Genomic DNA, 16,613 nt, shown 5'->3' with positions numbered 1-16,613 from the left:
AGGCTCATATGATGAACCTGGTTTTACAGTCAGTAAAATCACTGGAAGACAGACGGACCATACCCATTCTCCATCTTCTCCCGAATCCTTTTTACTTCCCCACGCTGGTACGAACCAGATCAGGTCCAAAGGGTTAAGAAACACATGTTTCTCTCTCAGCCCGCAGTCGGGCACCCCTAGTAAAGCTATTCAATTCATTTTTTATCGTAACACACCGATTTGGCAAGTGAAAAGGATGGAAAAATATATGAATCTTTTTCACTATAGCGGCACACCCAATTATTATAAATTGCGATGAAGCACATCAAGTATATGTTTCAAATCCGTCGCCTCAATTTGGCCAGGTGCGGATGCTTTTTTCGCTGCGCCGAACGTCACGGCCGAGCCAAATACCTCTCCGGCGAGCCGGCTGATCAAGCCTTTTCCGGCCATCGACATCGTGATAATCGGCCGCTTCGCATACCGCTCATGCATCATATGAGTCGCCTCAAGCAACACCAGCACATCTGCCGGTGTTTCAGGCATCACCGCGATCTTAGGGAAATCGGCGCCAAGATCCTGGGCTTTTCGGAGACGGGAAACGATCTCTTCCGCTCTCGGCGTCTTCCCGAAATCGTGGTTGGATATAATGACAAAGACATGCTGCATATGAGCCGATTGAACTAGTTTTTCCACATGATGCTCTTCATTGAACAGCTCGACATCAATCACATCTGCCAGCCCTGTTTTTACTACGGCATGATTCAAGGAAAAGTAAAATTCCTTACTGACTTCTTTTTCGCCGCCTTCCTCCGCGCTGCGAAATGTAAATATCAACGGGATATCCTTTAAGATCTCCCGGATGTCAGCCAATACCTTTTTCACTTTGTCAACGTCTTCGACATCCTCAAAAAAATCCGCCCGCCATTCGGCAAGATCCGGATTAATCGATAGAAGAAAAGCAGCTTCTTCTTTCAATTGTTCATGCGTTTTTCCGATGAGCGGCACGCAAATTTTCGGGGCTCCTTCTCCGATGGCCACCCCTCTGATCTTCACCGTATTCAACAACGGCCTCACTCCTGTTCTCTATATTACAAGGGTCTTTGCATTAACGGTACCGAAGATTGGCCGTAAGCACAAGCAGAAATTAAGAAAGAAGGCTAAACGCTTAAAGCACTCATATACCAACATGAGATCACCTTTCGATAGCTTGCTTGTTTAAAAATGAATCTACTATTCCTTGCAGAATATGACTCATTTCTTCAGGAGTTTCCTTCCGGCCTCTCTCAAACCATTTTGAAAGGATGTTCCAAAAGCCCCCTGCGCTGAATGAAAGCCCGTACTCCAAGTCGATTTTGCTTTTAAAATGAAAGGTTTCTTCTTTAAATTTTTTATGAAGATCCGGTAGAAGTTCATTATATTTCTCAACAATCAAATAAAACAAATGGTTCTGATGAAGGGCTTGTAAAAAATCGGCATGTCGGCTCCAAAAGTTGAAGTATGCATGTCCAAGACTGGATAAGTCAATATGTTTTTCCTGAACAATGTAATTGGAATACTCACTGCAAAGCTGCTCAAAATAGCGGTCTAATATATCTTTTTTTGAATGGAAATGCCGATAAAATGTTCTTCTGTCAAGCTGCGCTTTTTCCGCTATCTCTGTAATGGTGATGTCTGAAAAGCTTTTTTCCTTCATAAGCTCCAACAATGATAGCGTCAGCCAGCTTTTAGATTGCTGAGCTGTTTTTGAGGGCATTTGCTTCATATTCTCTCTCCTGTCGCACTTTTTATGGCAATGTAGCACTTTTCGTTGGCTCATTGACTTTGTTCTCTATGAAATGTCACAATTGTGGCACATAAGAGGGGGAATGTAAATGGAAAACATGCAATTTATAGCTTGGATGCTGCCGATATTATTTATACTGCATGATTTTGAAGAGATGGTGATGGTCGAGGCATGGGGCAAAAGATATCGAAGCAAACTGAAACAACTGAAAAAAGCTCCATTTGGACATGCCAAAACCGCTTCTTTTGTTTGCGCTGTGCTCGAAGAATTTATACTAGCTGTTGGTGTAACTGTTCTCAGTATTTATTTTAATCAATATATTATCTGGTTTGGTTTCTTTTTTGCTTTTACTGTTCATTTCCTTGTTCATATCGTCCTATGGTTCACATTTAAACATTATGTACCCGGCATATTAACGTCGATCTTTATGCTGCCATTTTGTTGCTATCTGCTGACCGCTGCCGCAGAGATAGAAAAATTCAGTTTTCCTGCAATGATCTTATCAGCCCTATCCGGAACACTTATCGTCTTTTTTAACCTTAAGTTTCTGCATAAAAAAATGGGGAGGATTCAAGAAAGGCTGGAAGCATATGGCCGCATATGAAAAGCAGGCACTTACGGAAGCTTCCGGCCCTTTGACTAGAAGCAAAGCAAACGATGAAGACCCGTCAGACACGAAAAAACTGCCCTTCAAAAGAAAGGCAGCATGATCTAAAATCATGGCACTGCTAACGATGGTTCAATGTTCGTTCCAAAGCTTGTCTATCCAGCTGTTTAGACGAGACACCTCCACTGCGGGAGCCGCTTGCACTTCAGCTGTCCAGCCTCTCATCGTTTTGATGATGGAGCATTTTCGGTTTTTCCGGGACCGGCATTGAAAATCGAATTCGCCAGCAACCGATATTGATGCTGCGGATGATCGTCATTGGTTAGATCGTTAGCGAAAACAGTTAAGTTCTTGTTGTTATCTTTATACGTGAAAGCCATAATCTTTCCTTTGGCAGCATCATGTCCAGGCCACCAGCCTGCCTTGAAGAAGTGATCTTCATCAGCAATCACCGCAAGCACTTTTGCCGTTTTAGGAACAGCGGTAATATAAGAACCAGTGACTGTGTAGAAGTATTCCTGTTTATTGTAAGGAGCTGTAATAGCATGATCTTGCATGACATTTGCCAAGAAGACGCCTTCGTATCTCTCCCATTCAGGTCCTTTAAAAGAAAATCCGGGTATCCACTTCTGAACATTCGTCATCCCCATGTTTCCAAATGCAATGTAAGGCTTTCCTTTATTAACATATTTAGAAGAGTCGAACGTATTGACAAGCACATCTGCGCCCGCCTGTTCTGAGGTGACGTTAAAGCCCAGATTTTTCAGTACATATGCCGCTTCACCCAGTGCTCCTACAGTAGAAGCCTTGAGGACTTTGCCGCTTGGTTTCTTATGGCCGGATGCGCTCACGTCGAGATAGTACTTGGAAGCCAATGGGGCCAGGTCCTTGTAGGCAACCGCGAAGTCGCCCGCTTGATAGCCTGATCCGCTCTTGGTGAGCATTGTAACGGTCTTGCCGGCTGCCAGTAACTCGTTGACTGCCTTTATCGCATCATTGCTTGTGTTCTGGATCAGCACATAAGCTGAGCGTTTTGGCATTTTAGTCCCCGGAAACGACACGGAGGTGATGGCAGAAGTCTTGCCTTTGAACACCCCGGCATCTCGAATGACATAACGGTCAAAACCTCGCATATCATGGAAATTTTGAATCATCTCACCGGCTATCATTTCATAATCAGATACATCTATTCCATCATACAAGACCAAGTTCGCGAGGCCGCGGTTTGCCTGGTGCATGTTTACAATAAATGATCCTGCCGGATATGTTTTTCCGTCAACGGTTACCGCTTTTGTTGATCGTTCAATCTTTACGCCGTTGCGAAGGAAGTACTCAACCATCTTATAGGTTTCCAACACATTCTTTTGAATATTTTTATCGACCGGCAGTACGTAATATTCCGGGAAGAAGTTTTGATTGCCCTGCCGCGGTCGGCCGATCTCTTCGTTTTTGGCGTTGACCAAGTAATGATCGACAGCGCGATCATCGATATTGTCCACGCCGCGCTCGAATATTTTTAATTGGTTCAGAAACAGTTCTTCTTTTTTTTCCGCTACATATTTTGCAGCTGCCGCAGAACTGTAATACAGAGCTTTGGTAGACTCTTCATTCGACTCGGGCGTTTCCAGCGTGTGACCCATCGCACCGTGATACATGGCGAATGCAGCGGTATATGCTGCAGATGCATCATCCCATCCCGAAGCCGTGCCTTTTGACACATAATTTGGATCTTTCGCAGTTTTCCGATGTTCTTCATAAGGAATATGATAGTAGTCATACTTCGTATTAGCAATCCCGGCCTCACCCATAGCCTTTGCCTGTTCCACCATGTGGTCAATCAAAAGGTCATACTCAACATTCGGGTTATGAGGCGGAGTAGAAGGCTCAATCAGGAAATTGGCATCGAACCCGTGCATATCCAGAAAAGACAGCGGCGACCACTTCGCGATTTGTTCCGTTACGCTGCGCGTTTCAGGCTGGGTTTGATAAGAATTATCCCGGTTCAAATCGAAATCCTCAGCATTGGAACGTGTTGTATGAACCCGGCCATCCGGGTTGTCCGTATAAACGAACAGGAAAAAAACATGTTCCAATGCATCGTCTATATTCAACGTTGTCTTGCTTTTCTTGCCATTCGGCAGGACTGTATCGTACGTCATGCTCTTATCCAATGCCATTGACTTAAAGTAATTCATGATCGCATCGACGCCAGGCGCTTCATTCGGATGAATATTGTTCAACCAGATCGGCACCTGATAGTCGCCAAATGCGCCGGATTTAATGTCGGCCTGCAATTTCTTCGGGTCATTGAGCATGGCAGGGTGAGTCACCTTCTGATACTTATCGACAGCGGCTTTATCTTTGGCAAGCACTGTCAAATAGATATCACGGCCTTCGACCGATTTTCCAATAGAAGTCGTTTTGATATATCTGTTGTTTTTTTGCGCAGCTTTTGCTGTAACGGCATCGATCTCCGGTTTCAGCTCATCGTAAGTGCGGAAGCTGTCATATGGCGTCAATTTTACGGGAGCATGGGCAACCACTCGTCCGTTCACTGTTGCCGCCAAATCATATGTGCCCATCAGCGATGCGTATAGCGGACGTTGCAATCGCGGCTCTGACAGGTTGTCTGTATCGTATGGAAGATCGAAATTGATGTTAGCATGAACCTTGCCGTTGGTCACTTTTACATGGCTAACAGTAATGAAAGGTGCACCGCTGTAATCACGGACCTTATATTTTTTCCATTGAGACAGCGGTTTGCCGTCATACGTCCAGCTTAAGCTCTTCACATCAACACCTTGCGGAAGCTTAAACGCAGCATGAAGCGTTCGTTTCTCTGTCATCGAAGCAACATTGTTGTCCAGTTTTAGCTTCTGAGATTTTTTAGTCTTTACTTTTGTCTGCTGACCGGACGCCGTCCCCTTGCCAGTCTGCGCCATAGCAACACCGGGGGTTATCGCTCCAAGCAGCATCATAAGCGACAAAACCAAGATCAGATAACACTTTGTGAACGAATTCTTAAACATAGAAAAATGCCATCCCCATTTCGTGATATTTTCAAATTGCAAACTTGATAAGAGAAAACCATTACAAGAGTGAGGAGTTCTGGCTGCATTTCATTTGCCTGCCTCACACTCTGATTCAGCATGCCCTCCTCCTCCAATATCTTCCGGAGCTCCCGACAGGCTAACAGCCTGAAGGAACTGCCTCCTTAGACGGTTTCTTCAGGTAAAATGTTAAAAGACCGCCTACCTGGATGTCGTCGTTCCCGTGACGGGTCCCAAGGTGCTGAAGGCCCGGTCAAAGCGGCGCATCGCTGTCTCAAGCGGACCGGCAGGAAGCCGTGCAATCAGCCACCCTGTCACCGTCACCATGGCCGCGACGAACAGATCACTGAATGGAATGGCCCCGATATCATACTTGGCCCCCGAGATTTCAAGAGTCCATATAACAACAAACTGAGCTGCATACATCGTCAACGCCACACGTCCGACTCCCGCGAACGGCTTTAACACGGCAGAGTTTTTCTGCTGCACGAGACATACCAATCCAAGCACCAGAAAGGCAACCCCAAGCCCCAGCATCGTCTGGAAAGTTGACGCACTGTGCGGAGCGATCGAAAGAAGATTGTGCCACAACGGCGGTGCCACGTTGTGCGGCCAGATTGCATACTGATCCGGCTCAGCGCCGGCGGTGCCTTGAACACTTACGAGCCACTCTTCGAATGAACGGCTCAGCCCCGGAAGAACGAAAGTGCCCAAAACTTTAGAGACGATAACCATGATTGTGCCGCTGCCCACTAGCGAGAGTGCGGTCCGCATCCTGGTCAAATCGAAGCGCCCGATTGCCATACCGGCGACAAAAGCGGGTGCAAGTGCGAGCGCCGACATCGGGCCGCCTGCCATATCACCAAGTAAGTATGCTTTCGACAGGACGCTGCCTCCGAGAATCATCAGCGGCGGGCTCACTGCAAGCAAAACAGCTGCTGTTGTAACTAACACACGTGTCGAACGACGAATCAGCACCAACGCCAGCACAAACAGTGCCGCATAAGCTGGCAAAATCACCCCGAACGGAGTATTCAGCATGATGAGAAGGTATCCTATAATATCGATAAATACCGCGCGGGCAAGCATTCGCGTCCGAAATGCGGCCGGCTCCATTCCTCGATCCAACATGCGCCCGGCCATGATCGAATAGGAGATGCCGCCGCAAAGCACAAATAGAAGCGTCGTATTCCCGGAAACGATTGAACCGTTCGTTTCGTTCAAGGCGAAGTGCTGCAAATACATCCCGATGACCGCCAGCCCCCGAGCTGCATCAAGTGCCACAATACGCCCTGTCCCCCGCGCTTTTTCACGCTTGAACTTCTGACCTTCAGCCGAGTCCCGGGTGACAATTTCAACGAGCGCACCGTCCTGAAGCGGAGTTGATAAATCTACAAGCTTTCCGTTTAATTTACCTGCAACCGCATTTTCCAGGCCACAGCTAATAGAAGCAGCGACATCTTCAATGCTTGCTTCCTCCTCAAATTCTCTGACGGACCCGTCAGGCAATTTAATGCGAATTGACAACTGTATTCCTCCTCAAAAAATTAATCCTTTACGTGTTCCATTGTTCCTTTGTCTATATCTGGATGAGATCTGGCTGTATTCAATATAGCGGGCAGATGTCGCTAAAGTTTGATCAACTTGTAAACAAAACGTAAAAAGGCGATCGGAGGATCGGGACATATCATTGCATAAAGAAAAGCACCTTGCTGATGACAAGGTGCCTTATTCTCACTAAAATGTGATGATTTGATTGGATGAATTTCAATGGTGCTGAATGAAGAATGAGAGTGCGGACAACAACAATTGATCATTGTGTTTATTTTGGCGGTTTTCCGCTTTGTTGAGGAATAAACAAAAAGAGCGTTTCTTTTATATGGAACGCTCTTTCGTCGTTTGGCAATACGGTTTTCAGCGATATCGGTGGTCAGGGTCGAATATACCCAGAGAACCATTGATATTTCAAGGTTTTTGTCTGCCTTTGTGCAAAATTTGCGCGAAAAATTTTAAATTGCTAATAATGCGGACCGTACATATTCAAAGATTGATATGATGAAAATTCCAACACAAGGGGCGAAGAAAAATGAGTATCAACACAATCGTTCTGCTTTATACAAGTCGTCCAAGATTTTGGCATAGGTTCGTTTTCAAACTAAAATAATTCTTTCACCAAAAAGGCAGGCCAACAAATGACCTGCCCAAACACAATTATGTTGCGAGCCTAGATGCCACAGAAAATTCTGCATGTTGTTGTTCAACAGATGTGTGAATGGAAGCGTCCGACACGACCAACAAGCCCAATGCAAGGGTCAGCGAAAGAAACAGCTTAGATTTCATACAGAAAGTCGCCCCTTTTGATTTGTTTCTGAGCCTGCACCATCTGATCATAAAAAAATATGGAATCATTTGGCCGCTCATTCCTAGTATAGAATAGAGCTGCTTCTAATGCCAGTTCCTCAAGATAGGGGTAACCACGACTATCCCGTAATGGTTTCATTGTTTCTAGTACCTCTGACTTATTAGATGATTTTATATACAGTACTTCTAAAACGTCCAACAGACACAGGAATAATTCATCTTCAAATACCCGCGCACTTTCAAGCGCCTTTTCATAAAATTTTCGTCCTTCAATATTTTCGTTATTTCGAAAGTGAATTAAAGCCAAATCATAATAAGCCTGAGTCAGTTCCTTTGCCTTTATTTCCTTTGCTACATCAATCGCCTTATGAAAGTATTCAATAGCTTTTGTTGGTCTCTCCATTGCATTATAACAATATGCGACATTTAAAAGAGCCTTTGCAACGATCGCCTTGTTTTGAATGTCTTCCGCGGATTCCTTAGCGCTTAAAAGATGCGGTAAAGCTTGATCATGCGTTGATAAATCAATGTAATTCCCAGCAACAACGAATAGACAATTGATTCTTCGAATCACATATGCATCATAGGATTTATAAATATCATAAGCGAGAGACACATAATACATTGACATATGAGTTTGTTTCATATGATAAAACACTTCAGCCATCTTATAATAGAATTCTGCTTTTTCTATTTTATCTGAAACTTTCGTCAACTTTTTTTCCGCTGCTCTATAACCCTTAATTGCCTTTATGTATTTTCCTCGTGAAAAATGATACATTCCGGTGAAAAAGGAAAAATAGTATTCGAGCAAGCCTGACAATTTTCTTCCCTGTCCCTCAATTTCCCTAAGATAATCCGATTTGCTCAGCTTTTTTTCTGCCGGGAAAAGATATTCCAACATTAACTCATGTCTAAAATTCATAAGCTGATAATAGGAAAGCAAGTCTTGATCTTCTTCCATTCTTTCTATAGCTAAGTGAACTTCCGCCTTTAATTGTTCTGCTTCTATTACGTTTAATTTTTGAATTTCGTTGTACCAGCGGTTTATTTTGATTCCAACTTCAGAAGACGGGATAGTCTCCAACTGCCATCATTCCCTTCCAACTAACATCCTTTTTATGTAAAGATTAACATACAATTCATAATTGTAAAACTTCTATCATCCCAAAAAATGAGATTTTCGTGATACCGAAAGACAGATTTAAAACAAATGGCTTTTGGTTTAGTCACAGAGCCTAAAGAATGCTATAACAAACTTGTTTACGGTAATCGAAATGAATTAATAGAAGTAATGACCTAAGTCCAATGATTCATTTTCATGGTTGAACAGGATATATTCACCAAGTCCTTTCTATAAAGTGGTAAACTATATACTGATTGTAATGAAAAGTATTAGAGGAGAATGCCATGAAGACTCTGGATGTTCAGGCGCTGCACCATGCAATTGATCAAACGCTGGAACAATTATAACAACAATCAGACGAATTCGATAAAGTTAAAAAGGCCGTTGAGGGGATCACATCACTTGATGATGCTTTAAAAGGAAAAGGCGGCGACGCGATCCGCGCCTTTTACGAGGAATGTCACACCCCTTTTCTGCGGTTCTATGACACTTTCATAGAGGAATACAGTTCCACGCTGAAGAAAATGAAAAGCGCGTTGAATTCCCTGGAACCAAACCATAACGGATTTATTTCACAGTCCTTTCTCGAACATGAACTTGAGAATGGCTTAAATGCGGCTGATCGAACAACAAAACATTTGGTTTCCAAGACCAACGCGACGATCGCAAAAGTCAGCCATATCGTTGATTTACCGGATTTAAATGACAGCGGTTTTCATGAACAGAATCAGAAAGCATTAAAGGAAATCAGTACGACTCTTGAAAAGCTGCATGCGTTTGACCGTGAGCAAACCAACGCCCTCAAAACGGCTGAAAACGATCTTGAGACGATGCAAAAATACATCGCGCGGCTCGAAAAGATGTATACCGGCCCCAAAATAGAAATCACCAGTTATCAAAAAGGCACGATTTTAAAGCCGGATGAGATGGATACCTTAAGTGGAAATCAAGAAACAGCGATGGGTGCCATGCTGAAAAAAGTCGGAGACAAAGAAGATGCGGACATTAACACTCTCGCCGATCCAGATCGATTAAAAAAATTGGCGACACAAAAGGTTGCCAAGAAAGAGTACACCCAAGAGGAATTGAATGAACTGAAAAAAGATTATAGAGTATTTAACGATACGCTTTACCGGGCATACATAGATGGTGATACAATCGTCAAGATAGAACCCGCCTACACCCTTCCAGAGAATGTGGAACAAAGCGACTTTGCTAAATATTTCGATACGGCGATGGAATTTACAGGTGTGTATGATGCAGTAAGAGCAGCGTTTGGATACGACCTTGCGACAGGCGAAATCGTTAAAGATAATGGTGATCGTTTGATGGCCGGATTGAGTGTCACCCCTATCGGAAAGGCATTTAAGTACGGAAAGCGCGGCTTCAAGTTATTTAAAGGTGAAGAGGCGGCAAAGAAGGTTGCCAAGGTTGGAAAACTCCCTAATAACTTTGCAGACAAAGAGAAATTAGTGAGTCATTTTAATAAGCACGGAAATGAATTTCAAGGTCTGTATAGAAATGCTGATGAATACTTAAACGGAGCTAGAGACGTAGTAAAAAATGGTATTAAGGTTGAATATAAATATAAAGATGGAATTAGAACTGGTTATGTCAGATTTATGGGAAACAGCCGAAGAGGTGATGCCAAATTTGAATTTGTTGGCACAAATCACGACGGACAAATAACGACTTACCATACTCAAAGCGGAAAGAAATTTTGGAAAACCATTAATAATAAGAATGTTCCTATAATAAATCCAGTCGATAAATAAAAGGCGGTTGATAGTAATGTATAATGCAAAACTAAAAAAGTTACACCCACATATAGAGGAAGAGGTTACTCTTGAAATAAACGGATTTGAATTTACTGGATTTTCAACTATCTGTCCCTATGTCATTGAAGAAGGGAAAGAATATCCTGTTTTTATTAGCTTCACCGTTTTAGATCAGTTAGACCTTCTAGAGTTAGATGAAGAAAATAAAGAATTAGCACGAATTGAAGATAGTTATAGATATTATATACGCGGGATACTACATGAAAATTATATTGATGCAGGGATAAAAATCTATGATGACGACGGATACTTTAATGATTATAAATATTTGATAGGTAAACCTGTAGAGTTATTAGTCGACAGAATAGCAGTTGAGTTTCTTGATAATAACTAATGACCAGATTGACAAGAAACCATTTAAGAATAAAGTAGCAATGAATTATCAACAAATGATACAGAATTGATATTTCATAATTTGGCTAATAAATACGCGAATGGGAAAAATTTAGCGTAATATCTGTGGAGAGAATGGGCAGTTGTTGACTTCGGCCAAAAAATAGGTAAAGCATATGGATGACATGAAAACTGGTAAATATATTGAAACTACTAGGGGAACAATACATTATTCAAAAGACGGTGCTCATATAGTTCCTGCGAAACCATCAGAACCATAACAAAAGGATTGATACTCATAAAATAAAGGAGTTTCAATATGCAAGATAATTATGATATTTTTGAAGAGTTAAGCGATTTTTTGGATGGCACATTTCATCAGGATATGGGGTCCCCAGAACAAGCACTGAATGAGTTTATTAGTGAATCCAGCAAAGAATGCTTGGCTTTCACAATACAATTTTGTCAAGAGTTTTTAAATAGTGACATATCTGATCAAGAGAAAGAAGACTTTATAAAATCGCACTGCGAAATTTATTTTCCTGCTATCGGATTAACTCCAATACAATGGTTAAGAAGTGTAATAGAGCAAATAAAAGAAGCTATTTAAAAGAAAAAGACTTGAAAGGCCCACTTTTTTACGAGAGGGCCTTTTTTATTACTTCAAGTAAGGATTCAAGTTTTGCCTTTGTCTTCGGCCCGTAAATGTTGTCGGCTTTCGCATATTGGTTCTTTACACCTCTAATACGCTTTTGAGGACTCTAATTTGTGGGGTAGTCACAGAAAACACGGCCCTATGCTGGCAGGCGGGGCATTGAATATACCAAATTTCAACGCCATTCTCCCTTTTCTCCTCCCGCAATAAAACCCCATGAACCTCACCGCAATACTCGCATTTCGATTCCATCCAGATCATCTCCCTAAAATAAAAGCGCCCTCCCGTAAGCGTGCTGCTTTATAGAAAGGTGTCAATTTATTATGTAAGTGAAAGGTTAGGACATGCTGATATAGAAACCACGTCAAATACATATGTTCACTTAATTAAAGAGCTTCGGGAAAGAGATGAAACTGAGACAGTAAACATTTTTGAAGATATGGCTGTTGAGGAAGTTGAAAAGCCTGAAGAAGTTGAGTATGTGTAAAGAATGTGCAAAACCATTTCAAATCATAACATTTTCTATCCAATTTAAAAGAGCTAAGGATACTGGTGGTCGGGGTCGAACCGACACTCCCGAAGGAACACGATTTTGAGTGGTGCCGATTCTATTAGAAAGCCTTAGTCCACAGTATATTCGATATAATAAGCCATTACGGTCTATCATGGCGTAAGATTCGTATTTTAGACATAACTATAGTATACAAATTCAAACTGCGAAAGGTAACCGAAAGCAAAAAAAGACGGCTGTAATAGCCGCCCTCTTACTGTTGTATTTTTGTTTTATGAGCCCGCTCCTCTTGAGGCAAGTAATGTTACTGAGTCTGCTGTTTGGATACTTTCTGCGAGGAAGTCTACTGCGCTGGTTAAAACGAGTCCAAGCGATGCAGTAAGGAAAGCAGTTACAATAAGTTTTTTCATTTAAAGAACCTCCTTTCCTGTTAGTTTACTTGATTTTATTGCTTTTTCCAAGAAGTATGTGGAATATTTGTAATTATTTAATGAGCTGTAGACGTTGGCCACATCCTCAGCAAGCGCCTCAATGTCTACGTAAGCCTCTCTCTCCTCGAGCATTTCGATAAACTCTTTGACTTGCGGTACACCCTCGAGGGGAGCGCTATAGCATATATTTAGAATCGAGAATTTGAGCGAAAAGTTGATATTATTCGTTTTCTGAGCAAACTCAAAACCAAGATGAACCCACTTAAGCGCCTTATCAACCTCACCTATCTTATAAGTTGACCTAGCTGACTCGTATATGCACTGCATGTACATAATAGGCGCATTTTTTTCGATATCATCCGTTTTAAATGAGAGGTCGAAATACTCGAGTGCTTCTTCATGTTTATCCTCTTGAATTTTTAAAAAGCCGAGATCATAGTAGACAGCCGCCAGCAGATGAATATCGCCCATCTTGATCAGTCTTTCTGCGCAACTCTTAAGCATATTTTCAGCTCTTGTTAAACGTCCGTCGTCTATATAATTGAGTGCGAGCAGTACCGTACAGTTTATCGACTGTGTCTTATATTCTTCATAAGCCCTATAAATGCTCTTCGCGATTGAAAGATGATGAAAAGAAAGTAGAGTTGTTTTCGTAAAATAATAGAGATTTCCAAGCTTATAATGAAACTCGGCCTTTTCGATTTCATCTTCGACATTATCGAGCTGCCGCTCGGCAACTCTAAAACAATTAAGCGCTTTAGAGTAGTTGCTCCTCGCACTTTCATACATTCCTTTAAAGAGAAAGTAATAGTATCGTAACAAACCGTCTGTCTTCGCCTTATCTTCAGCAATAGGCGGAAGCTGCGGCTCCCCCGCGACGTCTTCCATTAATACTCTGAACCTGTAATCAAGTAGATTAAAGTAAAGCAAAACATCCTGATCTTCTTCCATTACGTTTAAAAGGCCTTTTATTCTGTCCCTAAGTTCTACGGCATTTGAAACATCTCTCTTTTTTATGTGAACATACCACTGATTGATGAGATTGGCTACGTTCACAGAGGCTACTGTTTTCATTGTCAAACCTCCCACACTTTACTGCCTCTATCGCTATGAGAACATTTTACAGAAAGTTACCAATCTTTGCAAAGGAATTTGTATAATTTACTTTTTACCCTATAAATGGATAATAAAAAGTGAGGGCTTGCCTATATAATTTATTGTGCGATTGCCGCCCTAGGAAGTTACGGCAAACTTATTTGTCCTTTTCTCAAATGTTTCTTATTTCAATGACAGACTCTCTATCGAGAGTAATAAACATTGCTTCTGCCTAGACATACCCTCGGATAGAAATATACTTTTTAAGCTGCTTCTTCATTATGGCGTAATCGATACACTTCTTTCTTGATCCCCTTTTGCATTTCTTACGTGTATGACTGATTCTTCTCTTCGATTTTTACAACTGTTAAATTTTAGGCTTGCGAACTCATTCTCCCGAATACCTGTCTTCAATAAGAGCAGCATCATTGAATAGTCTCGGTTACCTGTGAATGTTCTAAGATTCGGCTGGCTTAAAAGTTGCTTCTCTTATTGTCGACTGAATTAGTGATCCGGTCTTTAAGGAATTTTAGTCCTCCTCTGCGTATATATCCAATGATATACCACTGCTCCTGACGAGGGATCGCCAGATACATTTTGCTCCTGTAAGAGTTTCTGCACCTTATTAAGCTCATTTCGATAATATCTCACGGTATGTTCTCGCAGCTTCCAGAACTCGCAGTCCTTAAGAAAAAATTCTTACGGACTCGTTCCAAGATAAAGAATAAATAAAAAGAGCGTTCCCTTTATAAGGAACGCTCTTTCATCGTTTGGCAATACGATGATTAGTGATACCGGTGGTCGGGGTCGAACCGACACTCCCGAAGGAACACGATTTTGAGTCGTGCGCGTCTGCCAATTCCGCCACACCGGCATGTGTGTGATCAATGGTGCCGAGGGCCGGACTTGAACCGGCACGGTAGTCACCTACCGCAGGATTTTAAGTCCTGTGTGTCTGCCAATTCCACCACCCCGGCACGAGGCAAATAAGGCGACACCCGGATTCGAACCGGGGATAAAGGTTTTGCAGACCTCTGCCTTACCACTTGGCTATGCCGCCATCATTTTAAGAATTGGAGCGGAAGACGGGATTCGAACCCGCGACCCCCACCTTGGCAAGGTGGTGTTCTACCACTGAACTACTTCCGCATTTTAACTAATATTCATCTTATCATATGCAGGATGATAAAGAAAGATGAAAACTGGGCTAGCTGGATTCGAACCAGCGCATGACGGAGTCAAAGTCCGTTGCCTTACCGCTTGGCTATAGCCCAATATGAAGGGCGATTGATGGGAATCGAACCCACGAGTGCCAGAGCCACAATCTGGTGCGTTAACCACTTCGCCACAACCGCCATAAATTGTGAATTAAAATTGGCAGGGGCAGTAGGAATCGAACCCACACCGGAGGTTTTGGAGACCTCTGTTCTACCGTTAAACTATGCCCCTAAAAACATGGTGGAGGGGGACGGATTCGAACCGCCGAACCCTGAGGGAGCGGATTTACAGTCCGCCGCGTTTAGCCACTTCGCTACCCCTCCAAAACAGTGCCGGCCAGAGGACTTGAACCCCCAACCTACTGATTACAAGTCAGTTGCTCTACCAATTGAGCTAGACCGGCAAATGGTGGCTCGGGACGGAATCGAACCGCCGACACACGGATTTTCAGTCCGTTGCTCTACCAACTGAGCTACCGAGCCTTTATTTAAATGGCGGTCCGGACGGGACTCGAACCCGCGACCTCCTGCGTGACAGGCAGGCATTCTAACCAACTGAACTACCGGACCATTTTGGCAATGAATTTAATTTGGTTGCGGGGGCAGGATTTGAACCTGCGACCTTCGGGTTATGAGCCCGACGAGCTACCGAACTGCTCCACCCCGCGATAATATGATTTTCATAGAAATGGTGGAGGATGACGGGATCGAACCGCCGACCCTCTGCTTGTAAGGCAGATGCTCTCCCAGCTGAGCTAATCCTCCGAAGTACAGGACGTACAAGTGCATGCGTTGCAACAGGACGTTGCGATCTTAGCATGCCTTCCTTTAAAAAGCTTCGGTGTAAACCTGATGCTTTTTAGCGTGCTGTCCAAAAAAGAATGGTGACCCGTACGGGATTCGAACCCGTGTTACCGCCGTGAAAGGGCGGTGTCTTAACCACTTGACCAACGGGCCAGATGTATTTAAAGTGGCGGAGAGCAAGGGATTCGAACCCTTGAGACGGCGTTGGCCGCCTACACGATTTCCAATCGTGCTCCTTCGACCACTCGGACAGCTCTCCAATAAATGGCTCCGCAGGCAGGATTCGAACCTGCGACCGATCGGTTAACAGCCGATAGCTCTACCACTGAGCTACTGCGGAATAATGCCTGCCTGGCGATGTCCTACTCTCGCAGGGGGAATCCCCCAACTACCATCGGCGCTGAAGAGCTTAACTTCCGTGTTCGGCATGGGAACGGGTGTGACCTCTTCGCCATCATCACCAGACAATTTAGTGACAAAGATCATTATACTATGTATTTGAAAAAATGCAAGTGCATTTTTCGAGAAATTATTCTCTCAAAACTAGATAACGGTCAGACGATTCACAAACATTTAGGTTAAGTCCTCGATCGATTAGTATCTGTCAGCTCCATGTGTCGCCACACTTCCACCTCAGACCTATCAACCTGATCATCTTTCAGGGATCTTACTTCCTTGCGGAATGGGAAATCTCATCTTGAGGGGGGCTTCATGCTTAGATGCTTTCAGCACTTATCCCGTCCGCACATAGCTACCCAGCGATGCCCTTGGCAGAACAACTGGTACACCAGCGGTGCGTCCATCCCGGTCCTCTCGTACT

At 43.2% G+C, this 16,613-nt stretch carries 10 protein-coding genes, 16 tRNA genes, 2 rRNA genes, 3 pseudogenes and 1 riboswitch (1 of these 32 only partly in view); of the genes and pseudogenes, 6 read left to right on the top strand and 25 right to left on the bottom strand.

Annotated elements, in window-relative coordinates:
• Window positions 1-79: 79 nt before the first annotated feature.
• Window positions 80-188, bottom strand: a riboswitch (TPP riboswitch).
• Between the two features lie 94 nt (window positions 189-282).
• Window positions 283-1,047 (bottom strand): type I 3-dehydroquinate dehydratase, encoded by a 765-nt coding sequence (gene aroD / locus M1D59_RS04865; RefSeq protein ID WP_025811878.1) that lies wholly within the window; start codon window positions 1,045-1,047, stop codon window positions 283-285.
• 127 nt (window positions 1,048-1,174) lie between these two features.
• Window positions 1,175-1,744 carry a TetR/AcrR family transcriptional regulator gene (locus M1D59_RS04860; protein WP_035339157.1) on the bottom strand — a complete coding sequence of 190 codons (570 nt, stop codon included), beginning with the start codon at window positions 1,742-1,744 and terminating at the stop codon, window positions 1,175-1,177.
• Window positions 1,745-1,853: 109 nt separating this feature from the next.
• On the opposite strand from M1D59_RS04860, the gene M1D59_RS04855 reads away from it, so the two are divergent.
• Window positions 1,854-2,369: an HXXEE domain-containing protein gene (locus tag M1D59_RS04855; protein ID WP_271725600.1), complete on the top strand. Its 516-nt coding sequence runs from the start codon at window positions 1,854-1,856 to the stop codon at window positions 2,367-2,369.
• Between the two features lie 224 nt (window positions 2,370-2,593).
• Here M1D59_RS04855 and M1D59_RS04850 read toward each other — a convergent pair whose 3' ends face one another.
• The 3 genes from M1D59_RS04850 to M1D59_RS04840 form a co-directional block, all read right to left on the bottom strand.
• Window positions 2,594-5,401, bottom strand: a complete 2,808-nt coding sequence (locus M1D59_RS04850; protein ID WP_103749091.1) for a M14 family metallopeptidase — start codon at window positions 5,399-5,401, stop codon at window positions 2,594-2,596.
• Between the two features lie 222 nt (window positions 5,402-5,623).
• A complete protein-coding gene (locus tag M1D59_RS04845; protein WP_271725602.1) occupies window positions 5,624-6,949 on the bottom strand; it encodes a TGS domain-containing protein in 1,326 nt (441 codons plus the stop codon).
• An 802-nt stretch (window positions 6,950-7,751) separates the two neighbouring features.
• Window positions 7,752-8,870: a response regulator aspartate phosphatase gene (locus M1D59_RS04840; RefSeq protein ID WP_458117840.1), complete on the bottom strand. Its 1,119-nt coding sequence runs from the start codon at window positions 8,868-8,870 to the stop codon at window positions 7,752-7,754.
• A gap of 323 nt (window positions 8,871-9,193) precedes the next feature.
• Between M1D59_RS04840 and M1D59_RS04835 the strand changes: the two are divergent.
• The 5 genes and pseudogenes from M1D59_RS04835 to M1D59_RS04815 all read left to right on the top strand — a co-directional run.
• A pseudogene (locus M1D59_RS04835) lies at window positions 9,194-10,357 on the top strand (ribonuclease YeeF family protein); the annotation flags it as partial.
• 343 nt (window positions 10,358-10,700) lie between these two features.
• Window positions 10,701-11,081 (top strand): hypothetical protein, encoded by a 381-nt coding sequence (locus tag M1D59_RS04830; RefSeq protein ID WP_103749092.1) that lies wholly within the window; start codon window positions 10,701-10,703, stop codon window positions 11,079-11,081.
• 144 nt (window positions 11,082-11,225) lie between these two features.
• Window positions 11,226-11,361, top strand: a pseudogene (locus M1D59_RS04825) (polymorphic toxin type 50 domain-containing protein); the annotation flags it as partial.
• Window positions 11,362-11,399: 38 nt separating this feature from the next.
• Window positions 11,400-11,690, top strand: coding sequence for a contact-dependent growth inhibition system immunity protein (locus tag M1D59_RS04820; protein WP_458117839.1), 291 nt, complete (start codon window positions 11,400-11,402; stop codon window positions 11,688-11,690).
• A 334-nt stretch (window positions 11,691-12,024) separates the two neighbouring features.
• Window positions 12,025-12,222: pseudogene (locus tag M1D59_RS04815) on the top strand (hypothetical protein); the annotation flags it as partial.
• Window positions 12,223-12,518: 296 nt separating this feature from the next.
• Here the strand turns inward: M1D59_RS04815 and M1D59_RS04810 are convergent.
• The 20 genes from M1D59_RS04810 to M1D59_RS04715 all read right to left on the bottom strand — a co-directional run.
• On the bottom strand, window positions 12,519-12,656 hold the full coding sequence (locus tag M1D59_RS04810; RefSeq protein WP_458117838.1) for a hypothetical protein: 138 nt from the start codon (window positions 12,654-12,656) through the stop codon (window positions 12,519-12,521).
• Window positions 12,657-13,751, bottom strand: a complete 1,095-nt coding sequence (locus M1D59_RS04805; protein WP_023856453.1) for a response regulator aspartate phosphatase — start codon at window positions 13,749-13,751, stop codon at window positions 12,657-12,659.
• Between the two features lie 813 nt (window positions 13,752-14,564).
• Window positions 14,565-14,646: transfer RNA gene (locus M1D59_RS04800), tRNA-Leu, on the bottom strand.
• 14 nt (window positions 14,647-14,660) lie between these two features.
• A tRNA-Leu gene (locus tag M1D59_RS04795) sits at window positions 14,661-14,749 on the bottom strand.
• Between the two features lie 12 nt (window positions 14,750-14,761).
• A tRNA-Cys gene (locus tag M1D59_RS04790) sits at window positions 14,762-14,832 on the bottom strand.
• A 14-nt stretch (window positions 14,833-14,846) separates the two neighbouring features.
• Window positions 14,847-14,921 (bottom strand) — tRNA-Gly (locus M1D59_RS04785).
• Between the two features lie 53 nt (window positions 14,922-14,974).
• A tRNA-Gln gene (locus M1D59_RS04780) sits at window positions 14,975-15,046 on the bottom strand.
• Between the two features lie 8 nt (window positions 15,047-15,054).
• Window positions 15,055-15,127, bottom strand: a tRNA-His gene (locus M1D59_RS04775).
• 20 nt (window positions 15,128-15,147) lie between these two features.
• Window positions 15,148-15,221: transfer RNA gene (locus M1D59_RS04770), tRNA-Trp, on the bottom strand.
• A gap of 7 nt (window positions 15,222-15,228) precedes the next feature.
• Window positions 15,229-15,313 (bottom strand) — tRNA-Tyr (locus tag M1D59_RS04765).
• A 7-nt stretch (window positions 15,314-15,320) separates the two neighbouring features.
• A tRNA-Thr gene (locus M1D59_RS04760) sits at window positions 15,321-15,393 on the bottom strand.
• 3 nt (window positions 15,394-15,396) lie between these two features.
• Window positions 15,397-15,472 (bottom strand) — tRNA-Phe (locus M1D59_RS04755).
• Between the two features lie 10 nt (window positions 15,473-15,482).
• Window positions 15,483-15,559 (bottom strand) — tRNA-Asp (locus M1D59_RS04750).
• Window positions 15,560-15,580: 21 nt separating this feature from the next.
• A tRNA-Met gene (locus tag M1D59_RS04745) sits at window positions 15,581-15,657 on the bottom strand.
• 21 nt (window positions 15,658-15,678) lie between these two features.
• Window positions 15,679-15,754 (bottom strand) — tRNA-Val (locus M1D59_RS04740).
• A 117-nt stretch (window positions 15,755-15,871) separates the two neighbouring features.
• Window positions 15,872-15,946: transfer RNA gene (locus M1D59_RS04735), tRNA-Glu, on the bottom strand.
• Window positions 15,947-15,960: 14 nt separating this feature from the next.
• Window positions 15,961-16,052 (bottom strand) — tRNA-Ser (locus tag M1D59_RS04730).
• Window positions 16,053-16,058: 6 nt separating this feature from the next.
• Window positions 16,059-16,133: transfer RNA gene (locus M1D59_RS04725), tRNA-Asn, on the bottom strand.
• Between the two features lie 9 nt (window positions 16,134-16,142).
• A 5S ribosomal RNA gene (gene rrf, locus M1D59_RS04720) occupies window positions 16,143-16,258 on the bottom strand.
• A 109-nt stretch (window positions 16,259-16,367) separates the two neighbouring features.
• Window positions 16,368-16,613: ribosomal RNA gene (locus M1D59_RS04715) — 23S ribosomal RNA — on the bottom strand (it continues 2,684 nt past the right edge of the window).

Source organism: Bacillus sp. PK6-026 (genome assembly GCF_054161455.1).
Note: the sequence above shows the minus strand (reverse complement) of the source record. Positions and strands in the feature narration are given on the sequence as shown.

Excerpts from the sequence above, each read along its gene's own strand:
- M1D59_RS04860 (WP_035339157.1), bottom strand. The coding sequence starts at position 1,744 with ATGAAGCAAATGCCCTCAAAAACAGCTCAGCAATCTAAAAGCTGGCTG.
- M1D59_RS04855 (WP_271725600.1), top strand. The coding sequence starts at position 1,854 with ATGGAAAACATGCAATTTATAGCTTGGATGCTGCCGATATTATTTATA.
- M1D59_RS04850 (WP_103749091.1), bottom strand. The coding sequence starts at position 5,401 with ATGTTTAAGAATTCGTTCACAAAGTGTTATCTGATCTTGGTTTTGTCG.
- M1D59_RS04830 (WP_103749092.1), top strand. The coding sequence starts at position 10,701 with ATGTATAATGCAAAACTAAAAAAGTTACACCCACATATAGAGGAAGAG.
- M1D59_RS04820 (WP_458117839.1), top strand. The coding sequence starts at position 11,400 with ATGCAAGATAATTATGATATTTTTGAAGAGTTAAGCGATTTTTTGGAT.
- M1D59_RS04810 (WP_458117838.1), bottom strand. The coding sequence starts at position 12,656 with ATGAAAAAACTTATTGTAACTGCTTTCCTTACTGCATCGCTTGGACTC.
- M1D59_RS04805 (WP_023856453.1), bottom strand. The coding sequence starts at position 13,751 with ATGAAAACAGTAGCCTCTGTGAACGTAGCCAATCTCATCAATCAGTGG.